19 protein-coding genes and 1 tRNA gene are annotated in these 22,593 nt (G+C 42.4%); 11 read left to right on the top strand and 9 right to left on the bottom strand.

The genetic code is table 11. The annotated features are described in order from the left end of the window. Positions 1 to 30: 30 nt before the first annotated feature. The 4 genes from PMEL_RS06560 to aroQ form a co-directional block, all read right to left on the bottom strand. Complete coding sequence (locus PMEL_RS06560) at positions 31 to 1,263, bottom strand: FtsX-like permease family protein (protein ID WP_120174506.1); 1,233 nt, start codon at positions 1,261 to 1,263, stop codon at positions 31 to 33. A gap of 206 nt (positions 1,264 to 1,469) precedes the next feature. After that, complete coding sequence (rbfA, locus tag PMEL_RS06555) at positions 1,470 to 1,805, bottom strand: 30S ribosome-binding factor RbfA (RefSeq protein ID WP_120174505.1); 336 nt, start codon at positions 1,803 to 1,805, stop codon at positions 1,470 to 1,472. A gap of 367 nt (positions 1,806 to 2,172) precedes the next feature. Next, positions 2,173 to 2,838, bottom strand: a complete 666-nt coding sequence (locus PMEL_RS06550; RefSeq protein ID WP_120174504.1) for an O-methyltransferase — start codon at positions 2,836 to 2,838, stop codon at positions 2,173 to 2,175. Positions 2,839 to 2,870: 32 nt separating this feature from the next. Then, positions 2,871 to 3,290 (bottom strand): type II 3-dehydroquinate dehydratase, encoded by a 420-nt coding sequence (gene aroQ, locus PMEL_RS06545; RefSeq protein WP_120174503.1) that lies wholly within the window; start codon positions 3,288 to 3,290, stop codon positions 2,871 to 2,873. Between the two features lie 75 nt (positions 3,291 to 3,365). Between aroQ and xerA the strand changes: the two genes are divergently transcribed. From xerA to PMEL_RS06500, 9 genes are all read left to right on the top strand, one after another. After that, positions 3,366 to 4,310, top strand: a complete 945-nt coding sequence (gene xerA, locus PMEL_RS06540; RefSeq protein WP_120174502.1) for a site-specific tyrosine recombinase/integron integrase — start codon at positions 3,366 to 3,368, stop codon at positions 4,308 to 4,310. A gap of 112 nt (positions 4,311 to 4,422) precedes the next feature. Next, the gene (locus tag PMEL_RS06535; RefSeq protein ID WP_120174501.1) at positions 4,423 to 7,239 is read left to right on the top strand and encodes a M16 family metallopeptidase; all 2,817 of its coding nucleotides are present in this window, start codon (positions 4,423 to 4,425) and stop codon (positions 7,237 to 7,239) included. Between the two features lie 778 nt (positions 7,240 to 8,017). Beyond that, entirely contained in the window at positions 8,018 to 9,310 is a 1,293-nt protein-coding gene (gene metK / locus PMEL_RS06530) for a methionine adenosyltransferase (protein ID WP_120174500.1), read from the top strand. 6 nt (positions 9,311 to 9,316) lie between these two features. Continuing rightward, the gene (locus PMEL_RS06525; protein ID WP_120174499.1) at positions 9,317 to 10,249 is read left to right on the top strand and encodes a DUF4271 domain-containing protein; all 933 of its coding nucleotides are present in this window, start codon (positions 9,317 to 9,319) and stop codon (positions 10,247 to 10,249) included. A 6-nt stretch (positions 10,250 to 10,255) separates the two neighbouring features. After that, positions 10,256 to 11,011 carry a uroporphyrinogen-III synthase gene (locus PMEL_RS06520; RefSeq protein ID WP_120174498.1) on the top strand — a complete coding sequence of 252 codons (756 nt, stop codon included), beginning with the start codon at positions 10,256 to 10,258 and terminating at the stop codon, positions 11,009 to 11,011. 84 nt (positions 11,012 to 11,095) lie between these two features. After that, the gene (gene rnpA / locus PMEL_RS06515; RefSeq protein WP_120174497.1) at positions 11,096 to 11,521 is read left to right on the top strand and encodes a ribonuclease P protein component; all 426 of its coding nucleotides are present in this window, start codon (positions 11,096 to 11,098) and stop codon (positions 11,519 to 11,521) included. Continuing rightward, the gene (gene yidD, locus PMEL_RS06510; RefSeq protein WP_120174658.1) at positions 11,521 to 11,820 is read left to right on the top strand and encodes a membrane protein insertion efficiency factor YidD; all 300 of its coding nucleotides are present in this window, start codon (positions 11,521 to 11,523) and stop codon (positions 11,818 to 11,820) included. Before rnpA ends, yidD begins: the two co-directional genes overlap by 1 nt. 96 nt (positions 11,821 to 11,916) lie before the next feature. Continuing rightward, positions 11,917 to 13,215 carry a tyrosine--tRNA ligase gene (tyrS, locus tag PMEL_RS06505; protein WP_120174496.1) on the top strand — a complete coding sequence of 433 codons (1,299 nt, stop codon included), beginning with the start codon at positions 11,917 to 11,919 and terminating at the stop codon, positions 13,213 to 13,215. 128 nt (positions 13,216 to 13,343) lie between these two features. Then, positions 13,344 to 14,594, top strand: a complete 1,251-nt coding sequence (locus PMEL_RS06500) for a clostripain-related cysteine peptidase (protein WP_120174495.1) — start codon at positions 13,344 to 13,346, stop codon at positions 14,592 to 14,594. A gap of 64 nt (positions 14,595 to 14,658) precedes the next feature. Here the strand turns inward: PMEL_RS06500 and PMEL_RS06495 are convergent, their stop codons facing one another. The 4 genes from PMEL_RS06495 to PMEL_RS06480 form a co-directional block, all read right to left on the bottom strand. Next, on the bottom strand, positions 14,659 to 15,609 hold the full coding sequence (locus PMEL_RS06495) for an alpha-hydroxy-acid oxidizing protein (RefSeq protein ID WP_120174494.1): 951 nt from the start codon (positions 15,607 to 15,609) through the stop codon (positions 14,659 to 14,661). A gap of 99 nt (positions 15,610 to 15,708) precedes the next feature. Further along, positions 15,709 to 16,644, bottom strand: a complete 936-nt coding sequence (locus PMEL_RS06490; RefSeq protein ID WP_120174493.1) for an AEC family transporter — start codon at positions 16,642 to 16,644, stop codon at positions 15,709 to 15,711. A gap of 496 nt (positions 16,645 to 17,140) precedes the next feature. Further along, entirely contained in the window at positions 17,141 to 18,370 is a 1,230-nt protein-coding gene (locus PMEL_RS06485) for a glycoside hydrolase family 27 protein (protein WP_120174492.1), read from the bottom strand. Positions 18,371 to 18,443: 73 nt separating this feature from the next. After that, positions 18,444 to 18,514, bottom strand: a tRNA-Gln gene (locus tag PMEL_RS06480). Between the two features lie 212 nt (positions 18,515 to 18,726). On the opposite strand from PMEL_RS06480, the gene PMEL_RS06475 reads away from it, so the two are divergent. Together PMEL_RS06475 and PMEL_RS06470 are read left to right on the top strand one after the other, a co-directional pair. Beyond that, positions 18,727 to 19,503, top strand: coding sequence for a helix-turn-helix domain-containing protein (locus PMEL_RS06475; RefSeq protein WP_120174491.1), 777 nt, complete (start codon positions 18,727 to 18,729; stop codon positions 19,501 to 19,503). A gap of 188 nt (positions 19,504 to 19,691) precedes the next feature. Continuing rightward, complete coding sequence (locus PMEL_RS06470; protein ID WP_120174490.1) at positions 19,692 to 21,755, top strand: hypothetical protein; 2,064 nt, start codon at positions 19,692 to 19,694, stop codon at positions 21,753 to 21,755. A gap of 478 nt (positions 21,756 to 22,233) precedes the next feature. On the opposite strand, the gene PMEL_RS06465 is transcribed toward PMEL_RS06470, so the two are convergent. Then, positions 22,234 to 22,509, bottom strand: a complete 276-nt coding sequence (locus PMEL_RS06465) for an HU family DNA-binding protein (RefSeq protein WP_036921216.1) — start codon at positions 22,507 to 22,509, stop codon at positions 22,234 to 22,236. Positions 22,510 to 22,593: the final 84 nt, after the last annotated feature.

Raw genomic sequence — 22,593 nt, 5'->3', positions numbered from 1 at the left:
ATAGTTGTTGGTCAATAGGCGAGGGATAGCTTAATCCCTCGTCAGTTTTCGACTCATATAGCGCACCGGATACCATACGGAAAGCCAGCCAACAAGGATAACTGTGAGGAAGATAGTGATGATATCTTCGGGATGAACACTGATAGGATAGGCATTAACAACGAAGTTGCCAGCCTGATCGCCGAGCTGTACAAGACCGTAAGTCTGTTGCAACCAGCAGAGTAATAAACCGAGTGCAATACCAATGACAGCTCCAGCAGCGGAAATCATTCTACCTTCAAAGAGGAAGATACGACGTATCTGACCATCCGTAGCACCGAGGTTGCGCAGGGTAATAACATCATTCTTCTTGTCGATGATGAGCATAGATAGCGAGCCAATGATGTTAAAGCACGCCACCATAAGGATAAACGTGAGGAAGACGTATGCAAAGAGTTTCTCAATACGCATGATGTTAAACGTATCGGCTTGCTGTTCATAGCGGTCTAATACCTTGTAATTGTCACCGAGAAGGGTTTGTATTTCGTCCTTAGCTTTGTCAATGTCGACACCCGGTTTCATGCGTAATTCAAGTGAGGTAATCTCTCCCTGTCTGTTAAAGATACGACGTGCAAAGTCGAGAGAGGTGATGATATAGCCCTTGTCATACTTCATCTGCTTCACTTGAAACAACACTCCCGGTGATATCAACGAGTCTTTTACGAAGGCATCTGTTGGATTAGAAGCATCATACTGTCCCTCACGCTGTGGCGCATAGATGTGTAAGTAGTCTGGCCATGCAACTCCAGTACCGAGGTCTTGGGCCAATCTAATACCGAGAACGCCATATTGCAGATTGGCTGTATGAAGTCTAAAATCGCCCTCACCATATAGAATATTGCTGATATGTGTCAGTGAGTCGAAGTTATCTTCCACACCCTTTACGTTCACCATCGCCTGTTTGTCATGATAGACCGCCAATGCTTGGTCCTCCACACACTCCGTTGCAACCTCTACTGTGGGCAGATGTTTCACCTTTAGGAGCAATGAATCGTTAGCCGTCATAGCCTTACCCTTTGCAGCTTCAACCTTAATTTGTGGGTCGAAGTTGGTGAAGAAGGAGGCTACAAGGTCGGAGAAGCCATTGAATCCACTTAATACAACGACCAATGCCATTGTAGCGACAGATACACCGAGTACAGAGATGAGGCTGATAACGTTAATAGCATGTGTACTCTTCTTTGAGAAGAGGTAACGGCGGGCAATGTAAAAAGGGAAGTTCATGATGGATGTTGGGTGTTGGTTGTTGAATGTTGGGTGTTGACGGGTAGGGTGTTAGATGTTGAATGTTGGGTGTTGATGAATTGATAAATGGGGGTGGTGAGTTTCTGAATAGGCATTGGTACCTATCTACTAATCGTTAACACCAACCTCTTAATACTTATCAACAATTCATCAACACCCAACATTCAACACCCATCACCCACCTCCTACTTCTTTAGTAACTCATCAATGCGCTCCAAATAGTCGAGGGAGTCGTCAATGAAGAAGCGTAGCTCAGGGATGATGCGCAGCTGATTATGCACACGCTGTCCTAAGTCATAGCGGATAGTCTTCTCATTGGCATTGATATTTTTCAGTATTTCTTCGCCCTTTTCAGATGGGAAGATACTGAGGTAAGCGGTACAGATACTGAGGTCTGGACTTACCTTTACACGTGTCACACTAACCAAAACACCATGCATCATGCGTGTCTGTGTCTGGAAAATACTTGCCAATTCCTTCTGAAGGAGGCGTGATATGCGGTTTTGTCTTGTTTCTTGCATTGTCTTATCTATTTATTGTTTTATCTTGCAAAGGTACTGAAAGTTTGAAAAACCCACAAACTTTTATGTTGAAGTGTAGGGAATGGGTGATGGATATTAGGTGTTAGGTGGTGAAGGTATGTCGATGTTTGGTAATCAAAGTTGGCTTATGACTGTTTGGTGTTGAGGCTCCGCACATGTTGTGCGAACGCCCCGCACATATTGTGCGGATGGTAAGCACCAGTGGTGTTGAGGGCCAACCACATTGCTATCGGTTATGAAACCAAATGCGACGAATGGGTTATAAAATAGTTAAAGTTATCCCTTTGCGGTGATCACTCCCCTCCCTATGGGGGAGGGGCAGGGGGAGGGGCCTACTTGTTGTACTTTATTTCTTCCTAATCAGTGTCAGTCCATCGCGTAATGGGAGGATAACCTTCTCAATTCGGTTGTCTTTAGCAATGAAATCATTGAAACGGCGAATACCAATTGTTTGTTGGTCGTGGTCATAGGCAGGGTCAATGACGTGCCAATCCCACAGTGTGTTGTCAGCGAGGATATAGCCACCAGAACGGATGATAGGCAATAATTTCTCATATACCTCCGTATAGTATCGTTTGTCACCATCAACGAAAGCCATGTCAAATAGAATCCCCAACTTCGGAGCCTCTTCTGCTGCATCACCGATACGAAAGTCAATCTTATCTGCAACAGGCGACCCTTCAATCCATGGACGGGTGAAATCCTCCATCTCGTCATTGATTTCAAAGGTATAGAGTTTGCCATCTTCCTCCAATCCCTCTGCCATACAGATAGCCGAATAGCCACTGAAAGTACCCACCTCGAGGATATTTTTAGGGCGTATCATCTGTACAAGCATCTTTAAGAGACGACCTTGTAGGTGTCCGCTTGCCATACGTCCGTGAATAGTATGGATGTTTGTGGCACGATAAAGACGATAAAGATAATCGCCTTCTGGGTCGATATGTGAGGCAAGATAGGCATCGCAGCCCGCTTCGTCAGTGAGAGACGTATAGGTGTTGGTTGTAGGCATGGGTTATAATGGGGATGATGAGTGTTGAAAGGTTATAGGAGCGACAAAGCTTCCATAGCCAATCTGTAGCTGTTAAGACCAAAGCCCTGAATAGTTCCCTTGCAAGCTGGGGCAATCATTGAGTGGCGACGGAATTCTTCGCGGTCGTTAACATTACTGATATGTACTTCAATCACTGGTGTTTGCAAAGAACGGATGCAATCCAAAAGCGCAATACTTGTATGCGTATAAGCCCCAGCATTGAGGATGATACCATCATACGAGAATCCAGTCTCCTGCAGTTTGTTGATGAGTTCGCCCTCAATATTACTTTGGTAGTAGTCGATGGTGCTGTTAGGATAGCTTTCGCGCAGCTGTGAAAGGAAGGTATCCATAGACAGACTACCGTATATTTCAGGTTCACGCACCCCTAAGAGGTTCAAGTTAGGACCATTAATAATGATTACTTTCATATCTCTTTCTTCTCAAATATCGTTTTTTGATGTATCTTTGCATGTAAATTGCAGTATGCAAAAATAAGAAATTAAATGGAAACAGGCAAGAATTCAAAGGATATTGTCAGCCGTTACCGCCGTTATCTGAAGTTAGAGAAAGGCTATTCGGCTAATACGCTTGATGCTTATATGCGTGATGTCGATAAGCTCTTGCGCTATCTTGCTGTGGAACAGGTTAATGTCTTGGATGTGAAGTTGGAAGACTTGGAACATTTCGCAGCCTTTATCTCTGATCTTGGCATTGGTCCTCGCTCGTTGGCTCGTATTCTTAGTGGTGTGCGACAGTTCTATCGTTTCCTCGTTATTGATGGTTATTTAGAAGTTGATCCGACCGAGTTGTTAGAGTCGCCGAAGCAACCTGACCACTTACCAGAGGTTCTTTCCACTGCCGAAGTTGATCTTTTAGAGCAGGCGATAGACCTATCAAAATGGGAAGGACATCGCAACCGTGCTATTATCGAGGTCTTGTTCTCTTGTGGACTGCGTGTGTCAGAACTCACCAACCTAAAACTTTCCAATCTATATATCGAAGAACAATATATTCGAGTGATGGGTAAAGGCTCGAAGGAACGTTTGGTTCCTATCTCACCACGTGCCTTAGACGAACTAAGCTATTGGTTTGCCGACCGTAATGTGATGAAAATCAAACCCGGAGAGGAGGATTATGTCTTCCTAAATCGTCGTGGACAGCATCTTACCCGTACGATGATTCTTATCATGATAAAGCGATATGCGGTTGAAGCTGGTATCAAGAAAACAATTTCTCCACACACGCTTCGTCATTCCTTTGCCACCTCCTTACTCGAAGGTGGTGCCGATTTGCGAGCTATTCAGGCAATGTTGGGACACGAAAGTATAGGAACAACAGAGATTTACACGCATATTGATACCTCAACACTACGACAGGAAATTCTTGAACATCACCCTCGTAATATCCAGTATAATGAGCGTCAGCAGATGGACTTATTGCCAGAATAATCTTTATTGATACTTTGTTAAGATATAAAAAATAAAAAAATCGGATTGCGTAACGGATTTTTATGTATCTTTGCGCCATAAAACTAATATTAAATTACAAACAACGTTTAAGATGAAAATCAAACATTTATTCTTAATCGTCTTACTCTTTGTCACTGGAATGGTCTCTGCACAGCAGATGGGACCTATCCCTGTGAATAAGAACGTAAGACAAGGTAAGCTCAGCAATGGCTTAACTTACTACATCCTTCACAATGAATGGCCAGAGCACGTTGCTAACTTTTACATTGCACAACGTGTTGGTTCTATTCAAGAGAATGATAATCAGCGTGGTTTGGCTCACTTCCTTGAGCACATGGCATTCAATGGTTCAGAGCATTTCCCTGACTCAACGCTCCTCGAATTCACCCGTTCACTTGGTGTGGAGTTCGGTAGCAACTTGAATGCTTACACCAGTATCGACCAGACGGTCTATCGTATCTGCGACGTGCCTACAGCTCGTCAGACAGCACTCGACTCTTGTCTGTTGATTCTCAAGGACTGGTCAAATGGTCTTGTACTTGCTGACAAGGAGATAGACAAGGAACGTGGCGTTATTCATCAGGAGTGGCAGTTGCGCCGTACACCAGTGATGCGAATCTATGATGACGTTTTGCCTAAGTTTTATCCTAACTCAAAGTACGGTCATCGTATGCCAATCGGTTTGATGAGCATTGTTGACAAGTTCCCTTATCAGGACCTCCGCGACTACTATAAGAAGTGGTATCGTCCAGACAACCAGTGTATCATCGTTGTTGGTGATGTCGATGTAGACCACATGGAGAATGAGATTAAGAAGCTTTGGGCTAACGCTACTGTTCCTGCCAATGCTGCACAGGTTGTAGAAGAGGCTGTGCCAGACACTAAGGATGCTATCTACGTGTTCGGTAAGGACAAGGAGATGCCTTACAGTCAGGTAGGTTTCTGCATGAAACATGACGCCTTCCCTGATTCACAGAAGGGCGATATGTACTACTATGTAGACTCTTATGCAAAGAATATCATCACCATGATGCTCAATCAGCGACTCTCTGAGTTGGCACAGAAGGCAGACTGTCCTTTCACAGGTGCTTATTCAGAGGATGGCGATTACATGCTTTCAAAACCAAAGGCTGCCTTCAGTATGGCTGCAGATGCTAAGGAAGGTAAGGACCTCCAAGCACTTGCTGCTATCTATCGTGAGGCACAGCGCGTTCGTCTTTATGGCTTTACAGCAGGCGAATACGACCGTATGAAGGCTGAATACCTCTCTCAGTTGGAGTCTGCTTACGTTAATCGTAACAAGGTAAAGAACGCTCAGTATGGTGATGAACTTCGTGATCACTATCTTGCTAACGAACCAATCCCAAGCAAGGAGGATGATTATCAGATTATGAAGCAGTTGGTTGAGATGCCTGCATTGAACGTTGATGTTATCAATAAGTATGCACAAGAACTCATCACGGATAAGGATAGTAACTTCGTAGCTTATATCTTTGCACAGGAAAAGGCTGGTGCTACCTACCCAACAGAGGCTCAGATGGCACAGACAATCAATGCTGTACGTGCAGAGAAGATAGAACCATACGTTGACAACGTAAAGCAGGAGCCACTGCTCGACGAGAAGAAACTCCCTAAGGCTGGTAAGATTGTTGGCGAGAAGGAGAATAAGGTGCTTGGTTATAAGGAACTGACATTGAGCAATGGTGCACGTGTTATCCTGAAGAAGACCGACTTCAAGGACAATGAAATTCAGTTCCAAGCTTCAGCGAAGGGCGGTAAGGGACTCTATGGTAAGGCTGATTTCAGCAACTTGCAACTCTTTGATGTTGTTCTTGGTTACAGCGGTTTAGGCAATTTCTCACGTCAGGAATTGCAGAAGGCACTCTCTGGTAAGCAGGCTTTAATGGGCTGCAGTATGTCAAGCTACTATCAGTCATTAGCTGGTTCATGTGTTCCAAAGGACATCGAGACAATGATGCAGTTGCTTTACCTCAACTTTACCAATATTGCAAAGGATGAGGCTTCTTACAAAGCGATGATGGCACAGCTGGAGTTGGCACTGAAAAACAGAGACCTCTCACCTGAGAGCGTGTTCAGTGATTCGCTTAGCAACACTATCTATGGTCATGAACCACGTTTCGCTCCAATGACATTGAACACATTGAAGAATGTAAGCTACGATCGTATCTTGCAGATTTGGAAGGAGCGTTTTGCTAATCCGGGGCAGTTTGTTTACTACTTTGTTGGTAACTTTGATGAGGCTACACTCCGCCCATTGATTGAGAAGTACATTGCATCTCTGCCAAAGGGCAAGGCTGAGAACTGGAAGGACGTTCCAAGCTATGTGAATGGTAAGGTTGCAAACAAGTTCACTCGTAAGTCAGAGACACCAAAGGCAATTGCTTTTGAGTTCTGGCATGCGCCAATGGCTTATACCCTTGAGGGCGATATTCTTACTGATGCTGCAGCTCAGGTTCTCTCTATGGTTTACCTGAAGAGTATTCGTGAAGATGCCAGTGCAGCTTACTCAGTAAGCGCAAGCGGTAAGTTACGTCGTCTTGGTAATAAGGCTGTGGCTATCGTTCAGGGCTACTGTCCAATGGATCCAGAGAAAGCTGACCTTGCTGTTAAACTCCTTGCTGAGGGCATGAAGGACAACACTGTCAAGATGGATGCCGACAAGGTTCAGAAAGTTAAGGACTTGATGCTGAAGAATGCAGACCTTGCTGCTAAGAACAACGGCTATTGGATGGGTATTCTCGATGATTATATCTGGTCAGGTGTAGACTTCCATACCAACTATAAGAAGACTGTTGAGTCGCTTACTCCAGCTAAGCTTGCAACTCACTTGAAGCAGATTGTGGCAGCGGGTAACCATGCTGAGGTAATTATGACACCAGCAAAATAATACGTATTCTGTGTATGAAAAAGGACTCTCATGGGTCCTTTTTCATTCAATATACTATCAACTGCGAATTATTTTCATGAAAATAAATATTTTTTGTCGTGAAAATAAATATTTCTTTTCATGTAAATAAATCTTTTTCTTCATGAAAATAATTCGCAGAAGATAAGGAGTAAGACTCCCGAAAAGCCTTGAAAGGCGATATTAAGTGGCTTAACAATTCATGTTATTGACGCTTATATCGCCTTTCATTGTTTTGTTTTTCTTTTAGATAACATCAGTAGTCATCCATTAACTCAAATCATTGAATATCATACAAACGAGTGTTATTGGTTTCTATTGCTTGTCATTATATACGAACAGTATTTGCTGAGTAAATTAGACAATGGTAAATCTCCTCTCTCGTATCATTCTGCATCAAGTTTTATAATTCTATTGCATTAATATGATGCTAATGTATATCTGTGCGACGATTATGGCTTATATCGTCGCAAATTATGCGACAATAAAACTAAAATAGCTCTGAAATACCTATTAACTTCTCAAATAAAGCAAATTTTGAAGGGTAACCTTAGATTGTATTTTTATCATCATTCATCATTTAACACCTAATATCTATTGTTCATTATCACCCATCACCCATCATTCATCACCCACTATCTATCACCCAATAATGTATAAATCTTACTTATTTATTTTGTTATCCCGCTAAGTTGCAGTAACTTTGCATTCTTAAACAGAGAGTTAGTAATAAATACAAACATAAAAAGTAGATAAATATATGGCATATTTGTTTTCATCGGAATCAGTATCTGAGGGACACCCAGATAAGGTTGCCGATCAGATAAGCGACGCATTGCTCGACCAATTCTTGGCATACGACGAGGATGCACGTTGCGCTATAGAAACCTTTAACACTACGGGACAGGTAGTGATTATGGGTGAGGTAAGGTCTAAGGAATATGTTGACCTTCAGACAATTGCTCGTAGGACAATTAACAAAATCGGTTATACAAAGGCTGAGTATCAGTTTGATGGTAATAGCTGCGGTATTCTCTCTGCTATTCATGAGCAGAGTGATGATATCAACCGTGGTGTTGACAATGGTGATACTGAGAACCAAGGAGCTGGCGATCAGGGTATGATGTTTGGTTATGCTTGTAACGAAACAGACAATTATATGCCTGTGACACTCGATTTAGCACACCTCCTTATGACCACATTGGCTGACATCCGCAAGGAAGGTAAGCAGATGACTTATCTCCGTCCAGACTCTAAAAGTCAGGTGACAGTGGAGTACAGCGATGACAATATTCCACAGCGTATAGACACAATTGTTGTTTCAACACAGCACGACGACTTTATCAAGCCTGCTGACGACTCACGTGAAGCACAGCTAAAGGCGGATAAGGAGATGGTTGAACAGATTCATAAGGACGTTCTTGAGATTCTGATGCCACGCGTAAAGGCGCAGATTACATCGGAGAAAGTACTTGCCTTGTTCAACGACAATATCAAGTATCTTGTCAATCCAACGGGTAAGTTTGTGATTGGTGGTCCTCATGGTGATACTGGTTTGACTGGTCGTAAGATTATTGTTGATACTTACGGTGGTAAAGGCGGTCATGGTGGTGGTGCCTTCTCTGGTAAGGATTCAAGTAAGGTAGACCGTTCTGCAGCCTATGCAGCACGCTATATCGCCAAGAATATGGTGGCAGCTGGTGTGAGTGATGAGATTCTCGTACAGTTAGCATACGCCATTGGTGTTGCTGAGCCAGTTAGTGTTTATGTGAATACCTATGGTCGTTCACACGTGAAGGCTACTGATGGTGAGATTGCAGAGATGGTGAAGAAACTCTTTGATCTTCGTCCAAAGGCGATTGAGAAGACGCTGAAACTCCGTCAACCAATGTATTTGGAGACTGCTGCTTATGGTCACATGGGACGTCAGAACGAGGTTGTTCAGAAGACTTTCGAGAGCCGTTATCATGAGAAAAAGACGGTTGATATTGAACTTTTCACTTGGGAAAAGCTCGACCGTGTAGAGGATATCAAAAAGACATTCGGACTATAATAGACGATGCCGACAACTGATTCCATTGTTCGCCCGTCCCTGCTGTTAAAGTCAACATTGGCAGCAGGGAAGAAGGCGAATGTCGATTCTGTGGCAAAGGCGAGTCAGAAAACTGATTCGTCTATCTTGTTGCGCCCTAAAAAGCAGAAGACGTTTCAGCTGACGGATTTCAAATTTGCAGAAGAAGGCTACTTTAAAGGGAATAAGTATTTCAAACTGGGACGTGAATATATTCATGCTGATGGTGTGTCTGGCGTCCTTGCTCCTTATGCTGTAAGCAATGATAATGTTATTGCTGCAATACTCTTAGGGTGTTTTGTGATGGCGATGGTGGCTTTTTCACTTTCGAGGAATTTCATAGAACGACAGATAAAGAGTTTCTTTAGAGTTAGCCGTAGTAAGGAGTCGGTAGTTGAAACAAATGAAGAGATGCGCTTTCAAACAATCCTGATAGCACAGACCTCTTTGTTAGGTAGTATTCTCTATTATTTCTTCGTACGTAATTTGGGAGGCGGTAAGCTCTCGAATGAAACACAACTTGGAGCGATAGGATGTTTTTTTGGCGTTTTTGTCGCTTACTTCCTATTTAAGTATCTGGTCTATGGATTCGTAAACTGGGTGTTCTTTGATAGGAAAAATAATGGACAATGGCAGCGTACGCAGGTCTTCCTTTCTTCTCTGGAAGGAGTCTTGTTGTTCCCGATAGTACTCTTGCTGGTTTACTTCTCTTTGTCACTCCAAGCAGCATTGATTTATACACTAATTGTTATGTTAATCGTCAAAATGCTTGCTTTTTATAAGAGTTACAGTATCTTTTTTAAGAGAATGGGGGCCAGTCTGCAAATAATTTTGTACTTTTGTGCGCTCGAATTGATGCCGTTGATGGTATTGTGGGGCGTTTTGTTCATTACAGATAACTATTTGATAATAAACTTTTAGGACACGATGATAAAAAAGATCTTGGTTTCACAGCCAAAGCCGTCAAGCGAAAAGTCGCCATATTACGACATAGCAGAAGACTTAGGAGTGGAACTGGTTTTCAGACCTTTCTTTAAGGTCGAAGGACTCTCAGCGAAAGAGTTCCGTCAGCAGAAGATAAACCTGTTGGATTATACAGCAGTGGTGTTTACTTCTCGTCATGCTGTAGACAATTATTTTAATCTCGCTAAGGAAATGCGTGTTACTATCCCAGAGGATATGAAGTATTTCTGTGTGATTGAAACGATTGCTCTTTATATTCAGAAATACGTGCAGTACCGCAAACGTAAGGTGTTCTTTGGTAATACGGGAAAGATTGATAGTCTTATCCCTACAATGACTAAGCATAAGACAGAGAAGTACCTTGTTCCACAGAGTTCTGTTCATACAGACGCTTTGACGGAGTTATTGGATGCAAATAAGCTCAAGCATAAGGAATGTGTGATGTATCGCACAGTGAGCAATGGCTTAACTGAGGAAGAAGTTAAGAACTTTGATTATGATATGCTTGTCTTCTTTAGCCCAACAGGAGTAAAGGCTCTGAAAGAGAATATCCCTAACTTTGAACAAGGGGATATCAAGATAGCAGCCTTTGGTCCTGCTACAGCAAAGGAAGTTGAGGCACAGGGTCTGAGACTTGACCTACAAGCACCATCTCAGGAGTATCCTTCTATGACTGGTGCATTGCGTGCTTTCTTAGAGAAAGAGAAGAAGAATAAATAACATAACGGCTTCTGCTTCATCTAAATGGATGGGGGAGGAGCCGACATCAGTACTGGACATACGGTAAATATAAGCTGATAAGGAATGGAAAAGCATGATGAAAGACTGAGAAAAGAAGAACGTCTATGTAGCAAGAAACTCATAGATACGCTCTTTGGAACTGGTGGAAGTCATGCGATGACAGCATTCCCTTTGAAGGCTGTTTACAGACTAATTGACTGTAAGGCGGAGACTTCAGCACCAGAAGAAACGGTCATGGAGTCGAATGTACAGGTGTTAGTTAGTGTTCCGAAAAAGCATTTCAAACGCGCAGTAAAGCGCAATAGGGTTAAACGTCAGGTGCGCGAGGCTTATCGAAAGCACAAGAGTTTTGTGACGCTTCGTGTGAACGAGCATGCTGACAAGCAGTTGTTAATAGCTTTTATATGGCTTTCAAACGAATTGATAGATTCTGTTACAATTGAACAGCGGGTTTCTAACCTGCTTCAAAGAATAGGAGAACGGATATGATGGATGAGAAGGAGAGAAATGAGAGGGCGTCAAATGAGCAGCAATCTCAAAACGTTTTAGCCAAACTATGGCAACTTTTTACTCGTGGTTTATCATGGCTATTGATACTCCCTATACTCTTTTATCGCCAGTTCATCTCTCCTTTTACGCCACCTTCTTGTCGCTTCACTCCCAGTTGTTCGGAGTATGGTAGACAAGCTATCCTAAAGCATGGACCTTTTAAGGGATTGGCACTTACAATTTGGCGTATATTAAGATGCAACCCATGGGGCGGTAGTGGTTATGACCCAGTGCCCTAACGATGCTCATAATAGAATATTAATACAGAGTTGAGGCTTATGAAGAATGAGTAAAATGACTTCAAGCTCTTGACTCCTTAAAGTATAAAGACATAGATGAAGAACTTTGTAGAAGAACTCCGTTGGCGTGGTATGCTGGCTCAGATGATGCCAGGTACTGAGGAAATGCTTCAGAAAGAAATGGTTTCAGCTTACTTGGGTACTGACCCAACTGCTGACTCATTGCATATTGGACACCTTTGTGGTATCATGATGTTGCGTCATTTGCAGCGTTGTGGACACAAACCTTACCTCCTTGTAGGTGGTGCTACTGGTATGATTGGTGACCCTTCTGGTAAGAGTCAGGAGCGTAACCTTCTTGATACTGAAACACTTTACCATAACCAGGAGGCTATCAAGAAGCAGGTTAGTAAGTTCCTCGACTTTGATGGCAACGAGCCTAACAAGGCTGAGATGGTTAATAACTATGACTGGATGAAGGACTTTACCTTCCTTGACTTCGCTCGATTGGTTGGTAAGCACATCACTGTCAACTATATGATGGCTAAGGATAGTGTGAAGAAGCGCTTGAGTGGCGAGAGTCGCGATGGACTTAGCTTTACTGAGTTCACCTATCAGCTTCTGCAAGGTTACGACTTCCTCTATCTCTATGAGAAGTTTGGTGTAAAGTTGCAGTTAGGTGGTAATGACCAGTGGGGTAATATGACTACTGGTACAGAGCTTATCCGTCGTACTTTAGGTAACGAAACTGAGACATATTGCCTTACTTGTCCACTGATAACAAAGGCGGATGGTAAGAAGTTTGGTAAGACTGAAAGCGGTAACATCTGGCTTGATCGTAACCGTACTACACCATACGCATTCTATCAGTTCTGGTTGAATGTCAGTGATGATGATGCCGAGAAGTATATCAAGATCTTCACCTCTTTGGAGAAGGATGTTATCGATAGTCTCGTTGAAGAGCACCGTCAGGACCCAGGTCGTCGTACACTTCAATATCGTCTTGCAGAGGAGGTTACTCGTATGGTTCACTCTCAGGAAGACCTTGATATGGCTATTGCAGCCTCTAACATCCTCTTTGGTAAGAGTACAAAGGAGAACTTGTTGCAGTTAGACGAGCAGACCTTTACCGATGTCTTCAAGGATGTACCACATTACGAGGTGTCAAAGGATGTCCTTGGTCAGCCTGCTGTTGATGTCTTCAATCAGGAAGGTATGCAGATATTCCCAAGTAAGAGTGAGATGCGTAAGCTCGTTAAGGGCGGTGGCGTAGCACTCAACAAGGAAAAACTCGCAGCCTTTGATCAGCCAGTAACAGCCGAGGATCTTATCGATGGTAAGTATCTCCTCGTACAGAAGGGTAAGAAGAATTACTCTTTGATTATTGTAAAGTAAGTATTTACAGACTATAAATACATAACTATGAAAAGCCTTACTACGCCCATTGTGGCGTTGCAAGGCTTTTTGATTAACCACTCCCATAGATTTCTTTCAAAATACTCATGGGCCTAAAAAGATTGATTATGAAGAAAATCTTCCTTCTCTTACAACTGGCAATGCTTGTTGTTTTTACCTCTTGTAGTCGTGAAGACCCAGACCCAACACCTCAACCAGGTACCGAGGTAGAGAATACTATCTTTGTTTATATGCCATGGTCGGGTGTTAGTGAGACTGATTCAGGACTTTACGGATTCTTTTTAACTAACATAGAGGATATAAAGAGTGCAATTGTTAGTCAAGGTGGACTTGGCAACAAGAGACTTATGATATTTATCTCTACGAAGGTGAATAAGGGTGCTTTGATTAATGTTAAGTATCAGAATGGACGCTGTGTAGACGATACCGTTGCCATCTATAATAACACATTGTCAGGCTTAAAACTGAATTCTGCAGAGTGGATAACAACTCTCTTGAAGCGTGTTAAGCAGGAAGCACCAGCTAAGCATTACTCAATGATAGTCGGATGTCATGGTATGGGATGGATTCCTGGTAAGCCAAGTACACGCCGTGCTCGCTTAGCAGCTTCTCCTTTTGGACTTGATAGAGATGCAGGTATGGCAGGACCTCCAACGCGTTGGTTGGGTGGTGATGCTTATCAGACAGATATCTCAGCCTTTGATAAGGGTATAAAAGACTCGGGTATTGGTAAGTTCCAGTACATCCTCTTTGACGATTGTAATATGACAGGTATTGAAGTTGCTTACGAACTTCGTAATGTAACAGACCATATTATTGGTAGTCCTACAGAGATTATGGCATACGGTATGCCTTATAAACTTCTGTGGAATGAACTCTCAAAGGTGAATCCAAACTATAGAAATATCTGTAACACCTTTATCAACTTCTATAGCAACTACACGTATAACGGTTCTCCTTATCCTTATGGTACAATCAGTGTAATTGATTGTTCACAGGTTGAGGGTATGGTAAACATCATGAAGGAGGTGAATACATCTGCTTCTCTCTCTCCATTTGTGGAAAGTAACCTCCAGAGTATGGATGGTTATATTCCTTCAATGTTCTATGATATGGGAGATTATGGGCGTACTATATTACATAATAAGCCACTTTTATTGTCAAGATTCAATCAGCAACTTAACCTCCTTGTTCCTGAGAAGGGCAATACACCATCATATTATACCGCTGTTCGCAGTCGTAGTGGAGATGTACTGCCTATCCGAACTTATTCAGGTATAACCATCTCCGACCCTTCTTCAAATCCAGAGGTAACCCGTTCTTTAAACAAGAACCTTTATTATAAGGCTACCCATTAGGATTAAAAGGCAAATATAAAAATAGCATCTATAGAAAAAGTAAGCTTCTATAGATGCTATTTCTTTAGATATAAAGCACAGACGCATCGAATGAACGAGTATCTTTCACGCAGGTGTACATCATCAGCTCTGAAAGTTGTTCGTTCATTTTTTGTACCTTCTCTTCAACTCCTTCTGCTCCTTGTTGCAGCAATGGCTTGAGGATACCTCTACCCACAGCTACGGCATCAGCCCCTAATGCAAGTGCTTTGTAAGCATCGTAGCCTGTATCAATACCGCAGTCAACGAAGATTGCGATACCGCTTCCCTCTAATGCTGCCTTAATCTTAGGTAGAACCATCAGCGGAGCAATGCCGAAAGGAATACGTCCGTGGTGATGAGAGATAACGATAGCAGCACAGCCTGCCTCCTTACACTTCAAAGCATCCTGCACAGAGAGTACACCTTTGGCAACGAATGGAACTGAGCCAGCAGCCTTCACGTATTCTTTGAGGTCTGAAAGCATGACAGGACCGAGTGGAATACCATCTACAACATCATACCGCCCATCTGTACCAGGAACGTGGTCAATGTCTACACCGACAGCTATTGCACCATGTTTGATAGCAAACTGAATCTCATCAAGGATGATACTATGGTCAGCAAATGGCTTAATGATTCTCACTGTTCGTGCTCCTTCAGCTGCAATTTCAGCATATTCCTCGTTAGGTTCCATACCTACCCAGTTGACTGTATTCAGCTTTTTGGCAGCACGAGCATACTCTAACATTGGTTTCTTGCCATCTTTCAGCACCTTATTCAGATGCGAGAAGGCAGGCATCATAATTGGTGAATCGAACTCTTCGCCGAAGATAACTGTCTTCAACGATGGTTCAATGGCATCAATAACACGCATCTCAACATGGATAGAATCCAAGTAGTTACGGTTAAAAACATTTGCATCATCTGCTTTGCCGCTTGTTACGGGAATCATTCCCGCTGGTCCTGGCCATGGACTCTTTACGTTATCGTTCATGTTCTTTAAATTCACTCCTTAACTCCATTATTTTATATTACTATTAAAACTATTGTCTTACCTCCTTTCAACTCCCTTTCACTCCTTAACTCCTTAAAGTTATATCAATAGCAATGTAATTAATGTGTAAACAATCATTGCTATCACAATGAAGATGGAGATAAAAGCCGACATAAAGCTTTCGTCATCCTCATCCTTGCATAGGCTTTCTATCTGTAGCGGTACGGGGAATCCCGTCGGACAAGCAAAGTAAAGTAGTACGCCAATAAGGAATATCTTCACTGCCATTAATTCAGGGAACAGTAAGAAGAAAGCTCCTACGATAGCTCCACACAGCACAAGGCGCACCACTGTCAATGCCAAAAGTGGCTTAATCTGTGCTGCACGCAGGTGGAAACCATAGCCGAGGGTGAAGAGGATAATACTCGCAATAGGTGTCATTGCCATATCCATCGTACCGTCATAGATTCTGTGAAATTCATTTTCCATCAGCCATTGGTACAAGCCCGACATATTAACGAGAATACCCACGATAACGGCAACGATGAAAGGGGCTGTAATAATTCGTTTTGCCATAGGCAAGAAAGCCACATCCTTTGATGTCTGGCGGGTGACGAGTGCTGGCACAAGTCCAAAGTTGATAGGGATACCAGCAACGTCAAAGGTAATGATATTCACAGCGTGTTCTGCTCCTACAAGTGCGATGTAAAGGGGTAGGGCAACGCTACCTCCCTCACATGTCATCAGTAGGAAGGGTGCCAAACGGGCATAACGACCGCTGATGGGCTTTGCTATGCTCTTACCTATCAGATAGACAAGAATCCAAGCGGCATCTAAAAAGAGAATCTCGTAAATGAAATTCGTCGACAATTCTGCTTTCACAAGTACGTGAAAGACGAGTAGCGGGAAAAGAATATTAAATACTAATGACTTTGCTCCTTCGTTCTGTCCTGCTGTTACCCAACCTCTTCTATGGCTCAACCAACCGAGGAACATCATAAAGAAGACAGGAAAGAGAATTTCTATTGCTTTCATTTATTTGCTGAATTTATCTAATTTGTATTTGTTACAACGTACAAATATAGATAAAAAGCATGATATTAGCAAATGGATAGGGGAAATTAAATAGGCAGCCTCACCCCCAACCCCTACCAAAAGAGAGATAGCCTCACCCCCAACCCCTACCAAAAGAGAGATAGCCTCACCCCCGACCCCTCTCCGAAAGGAGAGGGGAGTGATTACCGAAAAGGGTAATTGTAACTCGATTCAGGCGTGAGTTGTTTTAATACTAACAACAAATTGTAAGGTGTTATATTCTCCACACTATTGGTGCTGAGCATCCGCACCATTGGTGTTTGCCGTTCGCACCATTGGTGCGGACCAATAACACGATGTGAAATAATAGCTTACAATGATAATAAGAGGGTGTTATTGGAATGCAAAACTGGCACAGCAGGAACATGCTGTGCCAGTTGTTGGGGATAAAAAGATGTTATCTTTTAATTCTTTTCTTTACAAAATAATATGCGGATTATCGTGTTGTAACCGTAAAGACCTTTGTTTCATGAGGTTGTAAGGTTCCTTGCCAAGCCTTACGTTGACGTGTTGTCTTGTGCTCCCATACGTCTCTGAAATTGTATTCCTTTGCATTGCCGAGGATAGAAAGTGGCAGCTGAACGCGCTGAGGAGCGTCTGAAGGATTCATGATGGCAATTGCCTGACGGTTTCCGCTTAGGTTTCTGAGATAGACACGGCATGCACCAGGGAAGTCAACTCTATGGGCTGCCTCGCCAAGGGCGTCTTGGTTGATGGCAATAATCTCCTTATTGAGGAGGATGCGACGTGTTTCTGCGTTCTCGTTCAGAATGTCATGGCTCACTGCTAATGGCGAAGCAAACATACACCACATAGACATCTGTGTCTGATATTCTGTATAAGTACAGCCTACACCACCTAAATCGCTTGATGGACCACCCTTTCCGTCAAGTCCAACGACGAGCATATCCATATCGAGCCAATAGCCTCGACCTGCGTATTTATAAAGTGGTTCGGTAATATTGATGATATCAATGATACCCATACCTCCCTGCTTCACGATGTCTTTCCACATATCACGCACGTCATAGCTTACACGCCAAAGTGAACCACCAGCCTGACGAGCCCACATCTCTGGGTTCAGCTGTCCCCATTCACAGACACCCAAGGCAATCTTACGACCTGAATTCTGTAGCGCATCTGCCATCTTCTTATAGCGTTCGTGGGCAACGGCACTGTCAGAAGGTGCGTGGCAGTAGTCGTATTTCAGATAGTCAATACCCCATTGTGCAAAGGTCTTGGCATCTTGTTCCTCAAAACCGTAGCTGGCAGTGTAGCCTGCACAAGTGAGCTGGGCGGCATCAGAGTAGATACCGAGTAGTAAACCCTTTGAGTGAACATAGTCTGCGAGTGCTTTGATTCCGCTTGGGAACTTCTTAGGGTCAGGGATGATGTTATTGCGTTTGTCGCGTCCTCCCTGCCATGCATCATCGATGAAGATGTATTTATATCCAGCTTCAGCATAGCCATCAGCTGCCATCTTATCAGCAATTTGTCGGATAAGCTGTTCGTTGATGTCCTCCTTATATTTGTTCCAGGTCATAAAACCCATTGGAGGAGTCAGTGCTAATGAGTCACGATTGGTTGCCATTGTGCTCAGTGAGGCAAGCAGAAGGGCAGCAAAAAGCAATAGTGATTTACGGAGTTTAGAGAGATTCAGAATCATTATTATTATAGTTTAGGAATTAGCTAATACTGAAAAATCCGCAGAATCATAAAGAATCCGCGGATTATCTGTGTTGTCCCAGGCGGACTCGAACCACCACTGACAGAACCAAAAACTGTAGTGCTACCATTACACCATAGGACAATCGTGGGTGCAAAGATAGTGTTTTTTAGTTTAATGCCCAAATTTTGCTGTATAATTTTGCGTATCTACTGTGTTTGTGCAGCAAATATACGCAAATTATTCCCATTTTATCTGATATTTCTTCTATGCTGTTTGGTGTTTATAAGATAAAAGATTATCTTTGTAGCATACTATAGCTCGGAACATTCTATCACTTTGTATTATACAAGTCTATGAAACCTATATCGTCAGTTATCATATTTTTACTACTCGTCTGCTCATCAGTTTGGGCAAGTGTTGACAGCTATCACTGTGCGGAAACATCTATTGTACAGGATATGAATCAGGCTTTATCGAAGACTCTTGCAGGGAAACGTGAGGCGTGGATTACGCCTGATACAATACAAAGCTATCGACAATATTTACAGATAGATGACCTCAAAAGTCGTTCGTTTGTGTCATACGCATTGGATGATGATAGTCATTCGCTGCGCAGTAGACAGATGAAATGGCAGTCAGGTGGCCATTCGCTTCTATTCCAGAGCTATGCTGATTGTTCCTTTGCTACGGTATGGGGATTGTCCGACCAGCGTCTACCGCTTTCATTCCTATTGTTATCATTGGTTTGGATGGTAACATCTATTGTGTATTTTCGTCGTCATCGTTCCGATAGATTAGTGTTGGGAAGGATGGTATATGCCGCTTCTGATCATAGCTTTCGTGACTGGCATGGGGAGAAGATAGCCTTTACACCGATGCAACAACAGCTCATGGAGCTATTTATAAATGCAACTGATAGAAAGTTGTCGAAGGCTGTTATCTGTGAAACACTTTGGCCAAAGAAACCCGATGCAAGCGAAACACTCTATACACTTATCCGTCGCCTGAAACCAATTGTCAGTGAGCGTTGCGGATTAAGGATTGTAGCTGATAGGGGTGATGGGTATCGACTTACTTCTGAATCGTCATCAAAGAAGGTATTGAACAGCTTTCTTAAAGGAGAAGAGTAAACCTTTGAAATATAAACTTTAACCTTATCTTTATAGAAATATTATGCCTGCTAAGAGATTGTCAGGTAGTTTTCTCGTGCTTTTTCTTGTCTTAACACACTCCAATTAGCTATTGTCAGTTAGTTGTCAGTGTCTATTTTTGCCCTGATAGATGGTGAATTCTATCTTTGTAGCAAAAAACAAAGACTATGGAAAAAGGTTTATGGATGCTGTTGTTATGCTTTCTTGCACTTCCTGTTGGTGCACAGAATGAGAAAGAAAGCGACAAGTCGGCAAAGAGTGTAGAGATGAAAGAGGTGACAGTTGAGGCTGCACGTGTGACGAAAAAGCTTGATGGTCTGCTGATTATACCGTCTGAAGCACAGCGAGAAGCGGCAACGGATGGATATAGTTTGCTTGGAAAGCTGTCTCTTCCACGTATCAGAGTAGACGAGGTGATGCGTACCATTGTGCCTTTAACGAACAATGGAACTGTTCAACTTAGGCTGAATGGCACTTTGGCAAGTAAAGAAGACCTGCTTTCACTGGACCCAAAACTTGTAAAAAACATCGATTTTATCGATAATCCAGGAGTCAGATATGGTGACGGAATAGGCTATGTCATTGATATTCGGACAAAGCGTAACACCACTGGTTACGTGCTCGGAGCAGATTTATCGAACTCTGTTACGACTGTGAACGGCGGTAATACGCTCTATGCAAAGTACAATCATAAGAATTCAGAACTGGCTTTTACCTTTACTTCTCTTTATCAAGACCAGCATGGTTTTCGGTCTTCAGAAACGGCTGACTATACTTTGAACAATGGTAGTCATTATCTGGTTTCACGCAATCAGACCGATGGAAGGAGTCGTCGTTTTGGTAATCAGTTTGAGGTAAAGTATAGTCTTGCTGACTCGGCTACGTATGTTTTCCAAGCGAATCTGTCAGTGGGAGGAAACAATACGCCCGGTAATTATGCTGATTTTGTGTATCGAGATGGAACGATAGAACAGACTTATCGGACGATTGATGTATCAAGTGATTTCTCTCCAACTCTTGATCTTTACTTCTTTCATCAGCTTGGTAAACATCAGAGTATTACGGCTAACGTTGTTGGTTCGGGTATTTATACGGACAAGCGGGGATATAATGGAGAAGGAAGAAGTTATGCCTATGATGTTGATGGTCGTACTTGGTCGCTGGAGAGTGAAGCTATTTATGAGAATAAACTCAAGCCTTTTACCCTTTCTGCAGGTTTGGAGCACTCAATGTCGTTTACCAATAATGAATATACTGGTGATGTATCTGCTCTTAACAAGATGCGAAGAGGAGAACTTTATCTATTCTCTGAGGTGAAAGGACGGTGGAAGCGATTAGGCTATTCGGCTGGCGTTGGTATGGCTAACAAAACCTATTCTCAGGAAGATTACAACTTTGATTATTGGACTTTTCGCCCAAAGTTGACGTTAAGTTACGAGATTTTGACAGGATTAAATGCACGTTACACCTTTGAGACCTATCGTCGTGTGTCCTCATACGCTATGGTGAGCGATGCAAGAATCAGGGAAAACAGCCGGGAATGGAAGGTTGGAAATCCTAATTTGCAACCTTCAAGAGTCATTAAGAATATTATTGATGTCAGTTATAATGGTAGGCGTGTGAGCGGTGGTATGAATATGGAGTACCGACGTGACCTTGGGAGCAATATGAGCGTGTATGAACGTACGGCAACAGATGAGTTCCTTTATTCGCAGCAGAACATTGGTAATATCATGATGTTTGTTGTACAGAATTATGTGAGGTATGATGTAGTGCCAGAGCGTCTGTCTGTAACACTTTTCGGAGGTATCAATCGTTTCTTTAATATCAGCAGTCTGTACCGTCATCATCTTACAAGTTACAACTATGGTGGTAATGTTCAGGCTTATCTCGGACGGTGGACATTGACGGGATATGCTGATAATGGTTGGCGGTTTGTTGAAGGAGAGCATGAGGGAAGGAATGGTCCAGCGGTCTATTTAGGAGCCAGTTACAGATGGAAGAAGTGTAATGTATCGCTCTTTTTACAGCATCCTTTCCAGCAACATCCCGCTATACAGCGTGGTAAGGTGCTGAATGAAAACCTCCATAAAGAGTATATTTATCGCAGCAGAGACTTGGGAAATATGATAACTCTTAGGTTTAGTTGGAAGTTGTCAAAGGGTAAAAGCTATAAAGAGATTGATAAGAAAGTGCAGCATGAAGGGAATAAACAGACGGGAATCATGTAGCGGATAGCTATACTGCAATTAATCTTAGTCATTTATGGGATAAGGTCTACGATAAAGTATAAAGAAAAATGTTTTGTTATTGTCCTTATCTATCGTCTCATGGTGTGACTTAATAACTTTATTATTTATGTATTATGGTAGGGAAAACCTTCTTTTCTATCCTTAGATATAGCATCACAAAGAGCAGAAAAGAAGGTTTCTCTCTACTTTTTATATTGTTATTAGTGCGTAAAAAGCCTGATGCCTCCGAATTCTTTTCATGAAGAAAAATATTTTTCTTCATGAAAATAAATATTTCTGTTCGTGAAAATAATTATTTCTTTTCATGAAAGTAATTTGGAGCAGAAGATTTGTTGGGGTAGTAGATAAGGCTTGGAGGAGCAGGATTAGACTATGTTTTGAGGTCGTTAAAGGCTATTATAAAACAAAAAGGCAAGCCAATGGCTTGCCTTAATATATTATGTAATATCTTTACATATTATTTGTTTACTGCGTCTGCCAACTCAGCACCAGCCTTGAACTTAGCAACCTTCTTAGCAGCAATCTTAATCTTCTTCTTTGTTCTTGGGTTAATACCCTCGTGAGCTGGACGCTCAGTTGTAGAGAAAGTACCAAAGCCAACGAGCTGTACCTTATCACCAGCAGCAAGTGCTTCCTTAATAGCCTCTGTAGTAGCATCCAAAGCCTTCTTGGCAGCAGCCTTGCTTACCTCAGCATTAGCTGCAATCTTCTCGATCAATTCTGTTTTGTTCATAATTTTGATTTATTTATTGATTAATTTTATGAGTGATATACAAGATTATGTTGCAAATATAGTTGTTTCCTTTTATAAAACAAA

It is taken from the genome of Prevotella melaninogenica, assembly GCF_003609775.1.
GTDB classification, from domain to species: domain Bacteria; phylum Bacteroidota; class Bacteroidia; order Bacteroidales; family Bacteroidaceae; genus Prevotella; species Prevotella melaninogenica_A.
The sequence above is the reverse complement of the archived record's forward strand: the minus strand, read 5'-3'. Positions and strand labels throughout refer to the sequence as shown.